Raw genomic sequence first — 14801 nt, forward strand, 5'->3', positions numbered from 1 at the left:
GAGCGGAGGAGGCTTCAGGCGCGGGAATCGACGCGGTAGGGGCGGGCGCCGGTACGTTCGAAGCGGCGGCTGCATCCGATGCGGCGGGGGCGGCCGTCTCGTCGCTGCTCTTGCTGCACGCCGCGATGGTCATCGTGCCGAGGAGGAGGGCCACAACGATAGGTTTGTTCACGATCACGTCCTTTTTCGCAATTGGAAATGGGTGAGCAGAGCATGCCGCCTTCAACCGCTCATGCACCGATCTTCAGATTAGCCAATGCGGCCCATCGCTGCTAGCGCGAGGATCGACGCGCTTATTTCGTAGCCTCATCACTCGTTCGGGGCCGCCGCAGGACGACGTGCGTGGCCTTTTGCGAGGGTACCGATTCGACGCATTGGTATCCCAGCGCCCGCAAGTCGACCCCGTCGAACAGTGACTCTCCTTTGCCGAGCAGAACCGGTGAGATAGCGATATGCATTTCATCGATGAGGCCCGCGCGAAGATACTGCCGGATCGTGGCAGCTCCGCCGCCGATGCGCACGTCCATGCCGGCTGCCGCTTCGCGCGCGAGTTCGAGCGCCTTGTGAATGCCTTCGGTGACGAAATGAAACGTCGTGCCGCCCTCCATTTCGATCGGCGGACGAGCGTGATGGGTCAAGATGAAAACCGGTGTGTGGTAGGGCGGGTTCTCTCCCCACCAGCCTTTCCAGTTTTCGTCCGGCCAGGCGCCGCGAATGGGGCCGAACATGTTTCTGCCGAGAATCCAGGCGCCGACGTTTTTAAAGCCGCGTGCGGCGAAATCGTCGTCGACGCCGGTCGTGCCGCCGTCGTTGCCGAACAAGGTTTGCTGGAATGTGCGGGTCGGAAACAACCACTGATGCAGTTCCGTGCCGCCGAGGCCGAGCGGATTATCGATGCTTTGATCGGGACCCGCGCCGTATCCGTCGAGCGAGAGGGTGAAGCCGTTAACGCGAACGCTTGTCATCGGTGTCTCCTGGGGTGGATGCTGGTCCTCTATACGTTGCGGCGACGCGTGGAGCGGATAGTTAGGGCGGCGATGGCGCCGGACATAGCATCGGACGTAAAACGTTAGCCCGCATTTCTGCTCACACCGGTCAACGCATTGCATAGGTAAGTAATCGACTTTCGCCGACGACCGGCACAACGGCGAAAGGTCGAGGCACATCAGTGTTCGCTGTGCATTCTATCCCGCGTCGGCGCCGAGTGCGGTCAGGTCATTGCATTTGTGCAGCAGGTTGCTGCACAAATGGACTGTCTGGCCAAGCCTCGGCGGAATCCCTCAAGTATTTGAGGTCGCGTGGCGAAAAACCCGCTTGTCGGGAAATGCGGCTTTTAGGTCCCACGCCAACTGATCGATTACTTTTGCCATCCGTCCTTGACGCTATTGTCGCTCGCGGATGCCGCGGCCAATTTGCCTGGCTGGCGCTTTCCTCGTTGCTGCGAAATAAACTGAGTTGCATGGGTTGGCTGTGAAGCAAATGCGTACTACGGTGTTGCTGCGGAGCGGCTTAACTGTGCGCGCATGCTTATCGAGCGAGCTGATTGACCTAAAGGTCAGCCTTCTCGATAGGATGGAGTCGGCGTAATGTCAGTGCGCATGGATAATAGTTTACATGCGACCCAATGCTTTTATGAAGCGAGCGGCTACTTACATGTGACAATTCGGTGCATTATGTATTTATGCATAAATGCAGGGCGAAGGAGCAATTGCATCTTGCAAACTTGCCGCCTTGTCCTAGAATGACTCACACTTAGTTTAAAAAAGTCGACGCTCGCGTCGATAGCCGCACATGGCGCGCGCTTCGCGATTCTATTCGACGCGCCGTCGATAACAATAGATTCGACCAAAACGGTATAAAGAGTTTTTCGAATTGAAGCGCGGAACGGGGGCGAACGCGTATGAACACGACGACTAAGCGGCGCATTTCTCTGTTTTCGTGGCGACCCGCCGCCTGGCAGCGCTTCTTCCTACTGATGGGATGCCTTCTCCTCGTCAATCTCGTAGGGTGGGTCATAAACTGGTCAATGCGTGGCTGCACCGTCGCGCAACGCGGGTACGCCGGAATTCTCGGCGGATTCGTAACGGTTCTGGTTGGCTCACCACTAATCGCGTTTCTTTGCATTGGCTGGTACGCTCGCTTTCACGAATTCGAAAACAGCTTAAAAGACAAGGCGCTGTCCGCTTATCTGCAGCGCTATTGGTCCAAGCGTCTCATCGATGAGTTGAACGGCTCATACGGTGATTCCGATGCTTCCAACGGTAATGGGTGGCGCGAGCGTGCCGACAGTTCGCCGGAGTTGTGCGATCGCTTGTTCACGCGCATTTATCACGAACAGTACGGACTGCTCGCTTTCGTGCTTCCCTACTTAATCTTGTTGAGCGTGGCCTACGCGGCGGCGACGGTGCTCGCTCGGAACTATACGTTTGGACCGTGTAACGGTATCAACGCATCGACTTGTGTATATGGCATTACGCAGCAGATTCTGGTCGCGTCGTTCGGCGGAGCGTTGATGTTCATCGTGAGCGACTCCGTATTAAGCATTAGGCGGCGGGCACTGAACGTCTCCGATGTCTACTGGTATGCGTTGCGAATTATGCTCGCCATTCCTCTTGCACTCGTCGCTGGCGGAATGGACGGCAAGTCCGTGGTGATCGTGTTCGCATTGGCAACCTTCCCCATCGATGCTTTGATGAAGGTCGTCAGACGCATGGGTTTCCCGCAGGTGACGCAGGCTGAAACTGATCTGAGTGCGCCGGACAAGCTGCTGTCGCTGAGCGGTGTGACCTTGCCAATCGTAGCGGTATTCGAGGCTGAAGGCGTCAATTCCATCGAGCAGGTCGGCGCCGCAGATCCGGTCGTTCTATCGATACGCACGGGTTTCCCGTTTCGCTTCACGCTGCGCCTGTGCTCGCAAGCGATCGTACAGCGTCATCTCGGCAACGACGTCGACAAGCTGATCCCGGTTGGTCTTGCTGATGTCCTGCCGATCTATTTCATCGCCAAGACACTGAACAATGAATGGGAACCCAAATTTCCGAAGGTGGACGACGTCGACGAGATAATCAAGAACGCGGCGGCGCGACTGCTTCCAAAGGATGATGAAACGCAGCGAATCGCCATCATCAAAATGAAGTTCAGGCAGATCGCTGCCGAGGAGTTTACGGTCATGCTCGCGCGCATCACGCCGCTTGATCCCGGATTGTAATGCAGCGAGGCGCGGAGAAATGGCGTTCGAGTAGCACCTTTCAGTAGCGCAACGTGGCGATCTCACACAGACCCGAATAGTAAAAATTGGTGCGCGTTCCGTGCCGGCTTCCGTTGTTGCATTCCAACGATATTGATATGGGGTGTCCAAATGCAAAATCGAACCTATAGCATAGTTGCGTCTCTGGTCGCGAGCGCGCTACTCGGATCGTTCACAGGTTGTGCCGATATGACACAAGTGCAGTCTTCCTCTCAGGAGTTTAGCGAAGCCGCAACGAGCCTTGCCAGCGCCCAGCGGCAGATCTTGAACGATCTGAACGCGACCATCGTTCAGTCCTTGCGGGATCGTCAGGAAGAAGCTTATCTCATGGGTAAGCCTTTCAAGCTAGACGCCATATCTCAACCGATACCGCAACCCATTATCGATGCAAGAGTGAGAGCCGCGCAGGCTATTCAGGCGTATGGTCAAGCGTTACTGAATGTCGCCAGCGGCAGCAATGAGACGACGGTCGATTCCTACACCGAAACCCTCGCGAAGGACGTCAAGAAAGCGCTCCCGAACGTGAATATGAACAAAACCGGAGAGGCCGCGGCGGGCGTGACAGGCATTGCCAACATCGCGTTGCAATGGTACGAGTACAAATCGATCACGCAGATCGCGCAGGCGGCCCAACCACATATCATTTCCATTGCCCGGCTCTTTGCCGATGATTCAGTGATTGAGGAGGTATCGGACCAGACGGCCGTCATGATGGACGTGGGAGCGCGCGAACTAATTCTTGCAAAGATCCGCGACGACGAGCGAGTGCCGACCGACAGGCGCGATGAGGCGTTCGTGAAGATGTCCGCACGCTCGCCGTTCGATAGACTGTCGAATGAACAGGCCAATCTCAACCAACTGATGGCCACTCTCGTGCGGTGCAACGCTGCGTTAGCGGCGGGTCAACAGCAGACGTTTTCGAGCCTCGCGCATGCGGCCTATCTTCGCGGAAAAGACATGTATTCGGTATATCTCGATGTTAAAAGCGACAAGTAATCGGCGAGGGGATAGATCATGACAACTACGTATCAGAGCGCCGTGAGCACCCTATCCGCGTCGCTCGATAGCCTGAATCAGGCGTTTAAGGCAGCCAATACCGTCGATGCGAAAGACAAGATCTTCAGCGCGATGGAGGTAATTCAGGATGAGATCAATGCGATCGCAACGGAAGGGCTGACTCGATCGACAGATGCTTATACAGCGCAAGCGGAAGACTTCAAGGCATCGGCGCAGGAACTGGCGCAGCTTCAAAGTGACATCAGGACTTACGTGAATTTCATCTCAACTGCGAATTCCGTGATTACCGCGATCGGGAAAGTGTTGCTGTTGTTCGCGAAGGTCTGATGCCGGGGGAGTGGCCGCCGCTTCACTGCATCACCGCACGCAACGCGGCGCGGCGCGGGCGCTAGCACGAAGCTGATATTGCGCAACGCACATCGGATTGGTCATCCCGCGCAGTGCGTACTCGGCGACCAACCGCTTCTTCTCTCGACATAACAGCAAGCCGATCGTCGACTGATCCTCGGGGCCCTTGAGTTCCTCGTCGAGCGATTGAGCTGCATACCAACTGCGTGCGCTGGGCTCCTTCAGCTTGTCCAGCAGGGTAACACTATGAGACCAAAGCAATTGTGCAACGGCCTGTTGCACAATTGCAGGCGCCGGCCATGCCTGTGCCAACGCCCGCATCTACTTGAGAATGCGCGGTGAGAATCCTTGCATGTCGGGAAACGCGGCCTTTAGATCCCGTGCGAGCCGGTCGATGACCCTCGCTCCCCGAAAAGGAAAGAGAAACTAGCAAGACCTTGATCCGGCAGGGTTCTTCGGAACACATCGGCAAAAGCCGCAACATATCCATGGTGCCCGGGACCGGACTCGAACCGGCAAGCCGTGAGGCGGCGGATTTTCGTCACACTGCATCTTTCGATGCCGGCGATGTGTGCATCGCCGTTCGTGCGCTGGACTATGCCTTCGCCGTCGGGATACACGATGCTGATCGTGCAAGCCGCATTAGGCGCCCCCCGTCTAGTCTCTACACCTTCCGCGAAGCAGCGTTGCGGCTGCGTTTCGGGCTTGGCTCGGCGTTGCCTCGGCGCGCTCGCAACGCTTTCGCGATTGCGTTCGTCCAGGGGGTTCACCGAATTTGAAGGGTTCTGCACCGGTCGTTTCCGGCCGGGCACTCAATTGCTTAAGTCCGCTATGTTTACCAATTTCATCACCCGGGCAGGGCGGACGCGATTCTACCACCGGTCGAGCCGAATTCAATCGCGCAGGGCGATCGGGCCATCCATGCCGCGACCCGTGCGAATCGATCATGCGTCCGCGGTGCTAGCATGGTCGCCATGTTCGTTCACGAGCGGCGAGGAGGCAGCGATGGATGGCTTCATGCGGCATCAGCTGGAAGGCGTGTCGGTCGATATACAAATCGTGCCGGTCGAGCCGAGCGGTTATGCGGCTCGCTTCAGGGTGTCGGGCGAGCCCGGCGACGAGGCGAACTGGCCCGTCGTGCATGTTGCACGCGGTCCGTTCGCCACCGAGCAGCAAGCCGAGGAGGCCGCGAAATCGGCGGCGCTCGAACATATTCTCGAGCAGGGCGGCGGCGCGACCTGAATCCGCTCACGACGCATATCCGATTCGCCGATGAGAGCAGCTCCGGGGTGTGTTTTTACACATGCTTCGCCGGGCCCGGTAAAATGCTCGGCTGACCCATTCACACACTGGCTGGCGAAAGCGCAAGGATTTCCCGAACATGACCGATCTTCGTTTTACCTCGCGGTTCGCCGCTTTGGTTTTGGCCGGCGGCCTCGTGGCCGGTTGTAGTACCTCGTCTCCTACCAAGGTCGATTACAAAAGCGATTCGAAGTCGAAGCAAGCTTCGCTCGCCGTTCCGCCGAATATGCTCGACGAGGCGGCCGATCAGCGTTCATTGCCGCCTCAAGGCGGGGCAACGTCCGCATCGGCGCTCGCGCAAGTACAAAAGGCCGCTCCGCCCGAAAATGCCGTGATGCCGCAAGTCAAAGGCATGCATATCCAGCGCGACGGCACGGAAAGCTGGCTCGTCATCGATGGCCGCACGCCCGACGAAGTATGGCCGCGCGTGCGCCGCTTCTGGCAAGAACAAGGCTTCTTGCTCGTGGTCGACGAGCGCAACAAGCACGTGCTCGAGACGGACTGGAACGAAACGCGGCCCGAAATCAACCTTGGGCTGATTCGCAACACGCTATCCAAGGCAATGGGCAATGCCTACGTCGCGGCGGAGCGCAATAAATTCCGCACACGTCTAGAGGCGGCGCCGAACGGCGGCACCTATGTGTTCATCAGCCAGAAGGGCATGCGCGAAGCGCTCAGCGGCGTGAACAACGACACGACGAAGTGGGAAACGAAGCCCAACGATCCGGCGCTCGAACTCGAGTATCTGAAACGCCTGATGGCGGGTCTGGCACTGGCCGACGCGCGCGGCGACCAAGCGGGCCCCGTGGCCGCGGATATCGCGCCTGCGCCCGCCAGCGATGCCGCTGCGAAGGGCGGCAAGGCGGACGCGGCCGCCGCGGCCGTTGCGGCGCGCAACGCCGAACTGGCCGCGCAGTCGCAATCGTCGCAAAGCTCGGCGACGAACGCGCAGTACACCTCGACCGAACTGACGCTCGACGAATCGTACGATCAAGCGTGGCAGCGCGTGGGCATCGCACTCGATCGCTCGAATTTCACGGTGGACGATAGCGATCGCATGAAGGGCCTATACCAAGTACGCTACGTCGATCCGGGTGATAAGAGCTCCGAAGAGCAGGGGTTCTGGAGTCAAGTGTTCCACGGCCGCAAGGAGAAAGTGGCCAAGCAATACCTCGTCAACGTGAAGGCCGTGACGGAAAACCAAACCCGCGTGGCCGTGGTGGACGACAAGGGCAACGTGGAGACTTCGCGTCCCGCGAAGGAAATCATGTCGTTGCTCGTTAATCAACTGCGCTGATCAACTGCGCTGATTCAGCCGCGCCGCAACGCGCGATTCAAGCAAGCCCGCCGCTCAACACGGCGGGCTTTTTTTCGAGGTGTCGTTTCGCTTCGACGCGTCGAAATGCGCCCCGCCTGTGTCCCTCACACGCCGTCATGTCACGTGACGTTACGCCGTAACGTCACCGCTCGCCGTTTCGGCTACGAAACGATTTCGGCTCTTCGTCGGTGAAATTTTCTTTTGGAATCAGCGATTTGACCGCGTGTCTTAGCATGGCACACAAGCTGCTTTATGGGGTCCGTAGGCAAAAAGCAGGGAGGACGAGGCAGTTGAGGCAGCCTTCGGCCAACAACAAAAGCGCGCCATTGCAAGGCGGCGTCCAACGACGCCATGTTGCCGGTTAGTGCTCGGCAGTCCGAATCGATCCGGAGTCTAGCCTCGAAAGAAACACGGCTCGCGTGTGTCGCGCGAGCCATGGTGGCCCCGTCGCCTATCCTCGTAAGGCGACGGTTTTACCCGCGTTCCACGGAGCGCGGGTATTTTTTTGGGCTTCCGATAACCGATTGGTTAGGACACCGAACGATGCGTATCGATCAATGATTGGCTTGCGGCACGTCGAGGATCAAGATGATGGTCCAATCCGCATCGCCGTCATGATGGTATTGCCGCTCTACAACGATGAACGGTTGCTGCTTGCCGGCCGGCCCGAGGAAGAGTACGTCTCCTTCCATCGGTAAGCATTCGACGGGCGGCAGGGCGAGAAACGCTTCTTGCGAACCGCGCGGCATCAGTTTCTCGATCTTGCGCGATGCGGCTTCGGTCCATTCGATATCCAACTGAATGTTGCTCATGCTGTCCTCTGGCGCACGACGGTGCGCGCGGGTTGCGAAAAATTCGGGTGTTTCGGGTGCGCGACTTTAGCATACCGGGCGCAGCGGTCTTGCCAAACGAAAAAGCCGAAGCCGGCGGTACCGGCTTCGGCTTGTCATATCCCCGCGGCGCACCGCCGCGGCAGTGCGGTTACTGGCTCGCGCCGCTCGCGGGCGCCGCGCCGGCAGCCTTCGCCGCGCCCTTGGCCGCATGTTTGTGCATGGGCTTATGGTGCATCGGCTTGTGATGCATGGGCATAGTTTCGTGCTGTTGCATCGGCATCTGATCTTGCTGCTGCTGGAGCGCTTGTGCCCGCTGCTCGATGTCGGCAGCCTTGGCCGGGTCAGTGCTCATGGTGACCCCGCCTTCATCGGTTTGCGCATAAGCGGCGCCGGCCAGCAGCGAAAGGGAAAACAAGACAGTCAGGGACGCTTTCTTCATTATTGCCTCCGTGCGAAAAGTGGATGGATGGTGGTCCAGATGCTGCCCGTCCGGCTGGACATTGCAAATTCTAGCCAGCATAAGCCCAAGAACGCGATTCGTGTGGAGCAAATGCGACGGTCCGTTACGTCTGGTTACATGTCGGGAATCTCGCCGTCAAAACCAGCCCAACGCTCGATACACGCGGAACTGGACCATACCGATCAGTTCATGCAGCGCGATATTGGCCGCCGCCAAGTTCGGCCGCCGCGGCAGCAGGCCGCAACGAACGGTGCGGCCTGCTGCCGCGCTCGGCTGCGGCGTAAGGCCAAAGCGCCGGAAATCCAGGAGTGCGCGCGGCATGTGATAAGCCGACGTCACGAGCATCAACGAATCGTAACGTTCGCTGCGCAAAATACGTGCGACGTGCTCGGCGTTCTCGTACGTCGTGAGGCTCGTGTCCTCGAGCACGAGATCTCTCGCCTCGACATGCGCTTGCAACAAATACGGCGCATAAGTCTTCGCTTCGGACGCGCTGTGCCGTTGCGGGTTGCCGCCGCTTACGATGACTTCGCAGTGCGGCGTTTGCTGCTTGCATTGCGCATAAAGCGAGGCGGTCAGCGCCAGACGCGGCAACACGTCGGGTTTCGGCACGAGGTTGCCGGCCGCATCGTATCGGGTTCCGCCGCCTAATACGACGATCACGGTGCGCTCGCCGAATCTGGGCGGTGGGGCCCGCTGCGCGTCGCGCTGTACGGCCGCGAGTAGCGGAGCCGTCAGCCATCCGGCCGAGAGCAGCCAAAACACGACGAGGGCGGTGACGGCGATCGCCTTCCTCGCTCGCCGCCAAAGCACGAAAACCGCTGAAAAAAGCGCGAATAAAGTGAATATGATCAATTGAGATAGGGTAACGTATGGTTTCGGGGACAGCGCCGCGTATAGCGGCGATACGTTGAAAGGACCATGGGCGATCGCGCATTCCGAGATGCGGCGAAACGCCCGATTATAGGCAGTACGTACGACATGACGGGACCGGTACGGCCGGTTGCCGCCCCGGCTCGGCGGCTGGCGCTCACCGTACCGGCCGCCGTAAGGCATGCGCCGTCACGCGTGACGGCGGCCGCACTTTAAGAAAGAGTCGAGATGACCACGTATTCCAACGAAGCGGTGCTCGAAGCGCTTAGGCGAGTGCAATATCGTCAGGTTCCCTGGGCCAAACGTCCCGGAGTGTTCGAATATCTGCGCGGGCTTGGCCTGATGGAAACGGTCCGACAGCGGACGGTAGCACCTGGGGCGGGGTTTCATGCTCCCGTGGATATTGCCGTGCTCACCGAAAAAGGCCGCGCGGAATTCAATAGGTTGGCGCGCGAAGAACGAGCGCTCAACTGGTCCGATGCGAAAACCGGCGAATACGCACCGAGCGAAGCGGCTGCCGCTATCGAGCTGCGTTCGTAGTTCGATCCCTTCCGCTTGCCGGCGTCGTCCACGTCACGACGTTGGCGTCACGACGTTCGCGTCAATATCGAACCGAAAAAAAACCCGTATCGCGAGGATACGGGTACCGGATATTTCTGCTGCCACGCTGTGCTCATGGCATTTACTCCGACTGGCCGAACGGCGAGTGGTTCCCTTCGTTTCAATTCGAATTGCGCGAATAACGAATGGCGCGGGTCAGCGCCTTTGACGTCCCTGTGGGCGGGGGCTCGATTCGTTCCAGCGCGCATTGTTCTCGATGTCGCCGCGCAAATTGCCGCGCGGGGCCGATGCGCCGCTCGGCGCTGCCGCGCCGGGCGCGCGCCAGTCCGCTGACATCGCCGGTGGGCGCGGGGCTGCCGGCGGCGTAGCCTGCGCGCGGGCAAGCGTGCCCTGCGCGACAACGATGCCGACGCTGAAAACGAGCAGTCCCGCTGCGTGAATGATTCCCTTCATTCGAATGTCCGGCACGAAATGCCGGCGGCGTGTCGGCATGCCGACACGATAAGCGGGCGGGCGAAAGCGCGCTGTAAATATTAGTAAATGGATGTTTCGGAGCCGCGCCGCCGCGTTGCGCGGCGGACGGCCGGAGAGGGCGCGGCGGCTCTGTTCTCAGCCGCCGCCGGCGAACGGCGCGCTTTCGAGCGCGCTCGGGAGATTGAGGTCCGACCCGTCGGCGTCAGGCCATTTTGGCCGGCGCGCGCCACGATTCCGGGTTGGTCCAGAATGCGCCGCGCAAGCGTTCCGGGCTGCGAGGCGCGGGCGGCTTGACCGCGGTCGCGCCGATGCGTCCGCGCAGCGAAACCTGCCGGCCGCAGGTGCTCAAGCGTTTGACGATCTCGGCAAGCGTGCCATCCGCTTGCCACTCGTCGAAGCGGCGCCGGCACGTGGGCGGCGACGGATAGCGGCCCGGCAGCTTCGACCAGCCCTCTCCCGTCGACAGCACCCACAGCACTGCGTTACAGACGGCGCGCGCTTCGACGCGCGGGCGTCCGCGTCGCTCGCTCCGTGCAGGTTCGGCACAGAACAGCGCTTCGACCAGCGCCCACTCGTTATCTCTCAAATCGTCGAACACCATATGTCCTCACCTCAGCGAAACTGACCCCGGTGCGCTGCCCCGTGCCGCACACCCCTGTGACACCCTCTTGGGGTATCGAGCGAGCCGGTGGGCGCCGGGAGCGATGTGGATCATCGAACGGCGCGCCGACCGCAGCGCGCCGAGCAACGCATGGACCGTGCCATGTCGATGGCGAATGCCTGGAAGCCCTGTTGCCACGGGCTTGTCGGGACGTCAGCTAGGGGCGTATAAGACGCCAAAACGCCGGGGTCGGAAATCAGGGCAATCACCAATCTAGTGCAGCTCCGCGCGTCTAAAGTGCGTCGGCGCCCGCTTATTGCGTTGCGATAAATCGGCGCCACCCGGTGCGATCCCGCGCCGCGGGGCTCGCTTGTGGCGGGAGCATGCGACGTATGCGGCTTGCTTTGCTAGCGCAGCAAGACGGCGCGATCCGCGATGTCTTTCGCCCGGCGGGGGATTGTTCAATATTTGGGCTTCGGTGCGCTTTACGCCACGGCAACGCGAGTTTGATTCGCTGTTTACGCCCCCGGGCTTTTTGCGTAAGATGGCGTTCAGTCACGCGGCGCCTTCTCCGGAAAACCGCTGCTTTGTCCGGCTGGGTCTGGCTCGAGCGCTGCTCGATTCGCCGCCCCCCGGTCCGTGCTCCCATCAATATGACCGATCAAAATCGGGCGAGCGCGTCTTCTGTTCCATATCGTCTGTTTGATCCGGTTCGTTGACCACAGGGTCTGACCTAGCTGCATGAATACCCAAGAGGCGAAGATCGTCCTCGAGACTGCTTTGATTTGCGCGCAGGAGCCGCTCAAGGTCGGCGATTTGCGCAAGCTATTCGCCGATGCCGTATCGGCGGATACAGTCCGTGCGTTACTTGAGGATCTGAGAAACGAATGGTCCGGGCGAGGCGTCGAACTCGTCGGACTCGCAACCGGCTGGCGCTTTCAGAGCAAGCCGAGCATGCGCGGTTATCTCGACCGCTTGCATCCGGAGAAGCCGCCGAAGTATTCGCGAGCCGTTCTCGAGACGCTCGCGATCATCGCTTATCGCCAACCGGTCACGCGCGGCGATATCGAGGAGATTCGCGGCGTCACCGTCAATACGCAGGTGATCAAGCAGCTCGAGGATCGCAGTTGGGTCGAGGTGATCGGTCATCGCGACGTACCGGGCCGTCCCGCGCTGTACGCGACGACGAAGCAGTTCCTCGACGATCTGGGTTTGAAGGCGCTCGACGAGCTGCCGCCGCTTGAAGATCCGACGACGCAAAACGCCGCCGACCTGCTGGCGCAGCACGCGATCGAGTTTCCGGACGATGCGGCGCTGCTCGAAGCCATGGGGCAGGAAAGCGCGGTGGGCTCGCCGGCGAGCACCGTCGAGGGTGAAGCCGCGAGTCGGGTCGAGAGTGAAGCCGAGAGCGGCGTCGCGCCTAGCGAGGCCGCGGCAGCCGGGCAGGCCGGGAGCTTGCTGGAAAGCGACGAGGGCGCGATCGCGGATGGCGGCGAAGACGATCATGCCGAATCGCCGGCGCTCGCTCGAGAGGCAAGCGCGCCCAATGATCGCGAGGACGTGGCCGCGAACGCATCGCACGACGGGCAGGCAAACGTTGCACCGCCCGGCGGCGATACACACGATGCAGGCGGCGCCGATCGCGATGAGGATCGCGACCGGTCGCAAGCGGCATCGGACGAAAGTGACACCGAGCCGCCAAGCCATGCGCATGAAGAGGGGGCTTTACCGAGCGCCGATGCGCGGGCGGCGGACGCCTTCGGCGAACCCGCCCCTGATCGCGGCCAACCGGCCGACGACGCGGACGCTTATACAGACGACGCACCCGCGTCGCGAAGTGCCTGACGTAATCGAACGCACGCTGCGCCTGCAACGGGTGCGCGCAATTGACATTTGAGGTTGTTTTGACGAATACCCACGACACCGATTTGTCCGCATCCGGGCATGCCGTAGACGCCGCGGGCCGCGACGATGCTGCGGGCGGCTCCGAGCACGGCGCCCATAGCGCGGAAACGGGCGATCAAGATCGTCCGCGGCGCGGTTTGCGCCGAGGCCCGCGTAGCCTGATCGCGCGGCGCCGCGCCGCGGCCAAGACGAAGGGCGAGGGCGGCGCCACGGCGCCGGGCCAGGAGGGCGAGGACGCGCAAGTTTCCGCCCCGGCACCTTCGGCCGAGAGCGATTCGCCGGCCTCGGCGCCCACCCGCGCGCCGCGCAAGGCCGCGCAAAAGGGCGGCCGCAAGCCGGCCGGCAATCGCCGCGAAGATGGCGCGGCTCAGGAGCGTGACGGCAAGGAAAAGGATAAGCCCGCGAAGCGCGCCGAGCCGGCCGCGGGCGGGCAGGACGATTTGTTCGCCTACGTCACGTCCCCCGCGTTCGATGCCGATAACGGTACGACGGGCGGCGTGCGCGCGCCGATGTTGCGCCGCGGCCGCCAAGCCCCGCAAAAGCGGGTGCTCGCTCCCGACGACGACGCGCCGAAGCTCCACAAGGTGCTGGCCGAAGCCGGCATGGGCTCGCGCCGCGAAATGGAAGAGTTGATCGTCGCCGGCCGTGTATCGGTCAACGGCGAGCCGGCGCATATCGGTCAGCGCATCATGCCGACCGATCAGGTGCGGATCAACGGCAAGCCGGTCAAGCGCCGCGTGCAAACGAAGCCGCCGCGCGTGCTGCTGTATCACAAGCCGACCGGCGAAATCGTCAGTCACGCCGATCCCGAAGGGCGCCCGTCGGTATTCGACAAGCTGCCGCCGATGAAAACGGCCAAGTGGCTCGCCGTGGGCCGGCTCGACTTCAATACCGAAGGTTTGTTGATGTTGACGACCTCGGGCGACCTGGCCAATCGGTTCATGCATCCGCGCTACAGCGTGGAGCGCGAATACGCGGTGCGCGTCGTCGGCGAGCTCTCGGAGAGTTCGCGGCAAAAGCTGCTGCACGGCATCGAGCTCGATGACGGCCCGGCCAACTTCCTGCGTATTCGCGACGGCGGCGGCGAAGGCACGAATCACTGGTACCACGTCGCGCTCGCCGAAGGGCGTAACCGCGAAGTGCGGCGCATGTTCGAGGCGGTCGGCCTCATGGTCAGCCGGCTCATTCGCACCCGCCACGGCCCGATTTCGCTGCCGCGCGGTTTGCGCCGCGGCCGTTGGGAGGAACTCGAGGAAGCGCAAGTGCGCAGCCTCATGGCGGCCGTGGGCCTGAAGGCGCCGACCGAGGAGAAGGGCGGGCGCCGCCAGGGTGCGGAGCGCCGCCAGCCCGATCCGATGGAGACGTCGATGGGCTTCATCAACCGGGAACCCGTGCTGACCGCGCATGGACGCTTCGAGCAACCGGGCCGTGGCGCGGGACGCCGCGGTGCGGGCGGCTTCGGCGCGGGTGCCGGCGGGTTCGGCGATACGTTGGGCGGCGGCTACGGCAACCGCGGTCGCGGGCAGGGCGGCGGTGGTGGCAGTGGTGGCGGTCAGAAGGGCGGGCGCCCCCCGCGCGACGTGGACGGCAACCGCGCTCCGTCGTCCGGCGCTGCCGGCGGCAAGCGTGCCTTCGGCGGCGGCAACGCCAACCCCAATCGTGCGCCGGGCGGTAACCGCGCCGGTGGCGGCGGTAATCGCGGCGGCGGCGGTCAAGGCCCCACGCCGCGCGGTCGTTCGCGCGGCCGCTAATCCGGCGATCGCGCGCGTGCCCGCCGCGAGCGGCCGCGCGCAGGGACGAGGCCGCAGCGCCATATCGCTAGTCGAAGCTGTTGCGTGAAAGCCCCGTCGCCGGGGCATTCA

General features: G+C 61.7%; 14 protein-coding genes and 1 pseudogene. 8 read left to right on the forward strand and 7 right to left on the reverse strand.

Features of this window, described 5'->3' with window-relative positions; translation table 11 throughout:
* Positions 1 to 293: 293 nt before the first annotated feature.
* Positions 294 to 965: a dihydrofolate reductase family protein gene (locus C0Z18_RS16960; RefSeq protein ID WP_102646592.1), complete on the reverse strand. Its 672-nt coding sequence runs from the start codon at positions 963 to 965 to the stop codon at positions 294 to 296.
* Between the two features lie 935 nt (positions 966 to 1900).
* On the opposite strand from C0Z18_RS16960, the gene C0Z18_RS16970 reads away from it, so the two are divergent.
* The 3 genes from C0Z18_RS16970 (at position 1901) to C0Z18_RS16980 (ending at position 4591) form a co-directional block, all read left to right on the forward strand.
* A complete protein-coding gene (locus C0Z18_RS16970; protein WP_233217349.1) occupies positions 1901 to 3208 on the forward strand; it encodes a hypothetical protein in 1308 nt (435 codons plus the stop codon).
* Positions 3209 to 3436: 228 nt separating this feature from the next.
* Entirely contained in the window at positions 3437 to 4243 is an 807-nt protein-coding gene (locus tag C0Z18_RS16975; protein WP_102646594.1) for a hypothetical protein, read from the forward strand.
* An 18-nt stretch (positions 4244 to 4261) separates the two neighbouring features.
* Positions 4262 to 4591: a hypothetical protein gene (locus C0Z18_RS16980; protein ID WP_102646595.1), complete on the forward strand. Its 330-nt coding sequence runs from the start codon at positions 4262 to 4264 to the stop codon at positions 4589 to 4591.
* A gap of 30 nt (positions 4592 to 4621) precedes the next feature.
* Here the strand turns inward: C0Z18_RS16980 and C0Z18_RS16985 are convergent, their stop codons facing one another.
* Complete coding sequence (locus tag C0Z18_RS16985) at positions 4622 to 4933, reverse strand: PDDEXK nuclease domain-containing protein (protein WP_102646596.1); 312 nt, start codon at positions 4931 to 4933, stop codon at positions 4622 to 4624.
* Positions 4934 to 5629: 696 nt separating this feature from the next.
* Here C0Z18_RS16985 and C0Z18_RS16990 point away from each other — a divergent pair.
* Both C0Z18_RS16990 and bamC read left to right on the forward strand, forming a co-directional pair.
* Entirely contained in the window at positions 5630 to 5854 is a 225-nt protein-coding gene (locus C0Z18_RS16990; RefSeq protein WP_233217350.1) for a hypothetical protein, read from the forward strand.
* 139 nt (positions 5855 to 5993) lie between these two features.
* Positions 5994 to 7211: an outer membrane protein assembly factor BamC gene (gene bamC / locus C0Z18_RS16995; RefSeq protein WP_102646597.1), complete on the forward strand. Its 1218-nt coding sequence runs from the start codon at positions 5994 to 5996 to the stop codon at positions 7209 to 7211.
* Positions 7212 to 7786: 575 nt separating this feature from the next.
* On the opposite strand, the gene C0Z18_RS17000 is transcribed toward bamC, so the two are convergent.
* From C0Z18_RS17000 to C0Z18_RS17010, 3 genes are all read right to left on the reverse strand, one after another.
* On the reverse strand, positions 7787 to 8044 hold the full coding sequence (locus tag C0Z18_RS17000; protein WP_102646598.1) for a DNA-binding protein: 258 nt from the start codon (positions 8042 to 8044) through the stop codon (positions 7787 to 7789).
* Between the two features lie 169 nt (positions 8045 to 8213).
* Complete coding sequence (locus tag C0Z18_RS17005) at positions 8214 to 8504, reverse strand: hypothetical protein (RefSeq protein ID WP_102646599.1); 291 nt, start codon at positions 8502 to 8504, stop codon at positions 8214 to 8216.
* A 156-nt stretch (positions 8505 to 8660) separates the two neighbouring features.
* On the reverse strand, positions 8661 to 9338 hold the full coding sequence (locus tag C0Z18_RS17010; protein ID WP_233217351.1) for a YdcF family protein: 678 nt from the start codon (positions 9336 to 9338) through the stop codon (positions 8661 to 8663).
* Positions 9339 to 9626: 288 nt separating this feature from the next.
* On the opposite strand from C0Z18_RS17010, the gene C0Z18_RS17015 reads away from it, so the two are divergent.
* Positions 9627 to 9938 carry a hypothetical protein gene (locus C0Z18_RS17015; protein ID WP_102646601.1) on the forward strand — a complete coding sequence of 104 codons (312 nt, stop codon included), beginning with the start codon at positions 9627 to 9629 and terminating at the stop codon, positions 9936 to 9938.
* Positions 9939 to 10154: 216 nt separating this feature from the next.
* On the opposite strand, the gene C0Z18_RS17020 is transcribed toward C0Z18_RS17015, so the two are convergent.
* Both C0Z18_RS17020 and C0Z18_RS17025 read right to left on the reverse strand, forming a co-directional pair.
* Positions 10155 to 10412, reverse strand: a complete 258-nt coding sequence (locus C0Z18_RS17020; RefSeq protein ID WP_146014027.1) for a hypothetical protein — start codon at positions 10410 to 10412, stop codon at positions 10155 to 10157.
* Between the two features lie 226 nt (positions 10413 to 10638).
* Positions 10639 to 11034 (reverse strand): annotated as a pseudogene (locus C0Z18_RS17025) (transposase); the annotation flags it as partial.
* Positions 11035 to 11775: 741 nt separating this feature from the next.
* Here C0Z18_RS17025 and scpB point away from each other — a divergent pair.
* Positions 11776 to 12879 (forward strand): SMC-Scp complex subunit ScpB, encoded by a 1104-nt coding sequence (gene scpB / locus C0Z18_RS17030; RefSeq protein ID WP_102646604.1) that lies wholly within the window; start codon positions 11776 to 11778, stop codon positions 12877 to 12879.
* Positions 12880 to 12938: 59 nt separating this feature from the next.
* The gene (rluB, locus tag C0Z18_RS17035) at positions 12939 to 14690 is read left to right on the forward strand and encodes a 23S rRNA pseudouridine(2605) synthase RluB (protein ID WP_102646605.1); all 1752 of its coding nucleotides are present in this window, start codon (positions 12939 to 12941) and stop codon (positions 14688 to 14690) included.
* The last annotated feature ends 111 nt before the right edge of the window (positions 14691 to 14801 follow it).

Origin of the sequence: Trinickia dabaoshanensis (genome assembly GCF_002879885.1) — a bacterium.
Taxonomy (GTDB): domain Bacteria; phylum Pseudomonadota; class Gammaproteobacteria; order Burkholderiales; family Burkholderiaceae; genus Trinickia; species Trinickia dabaoshanensis.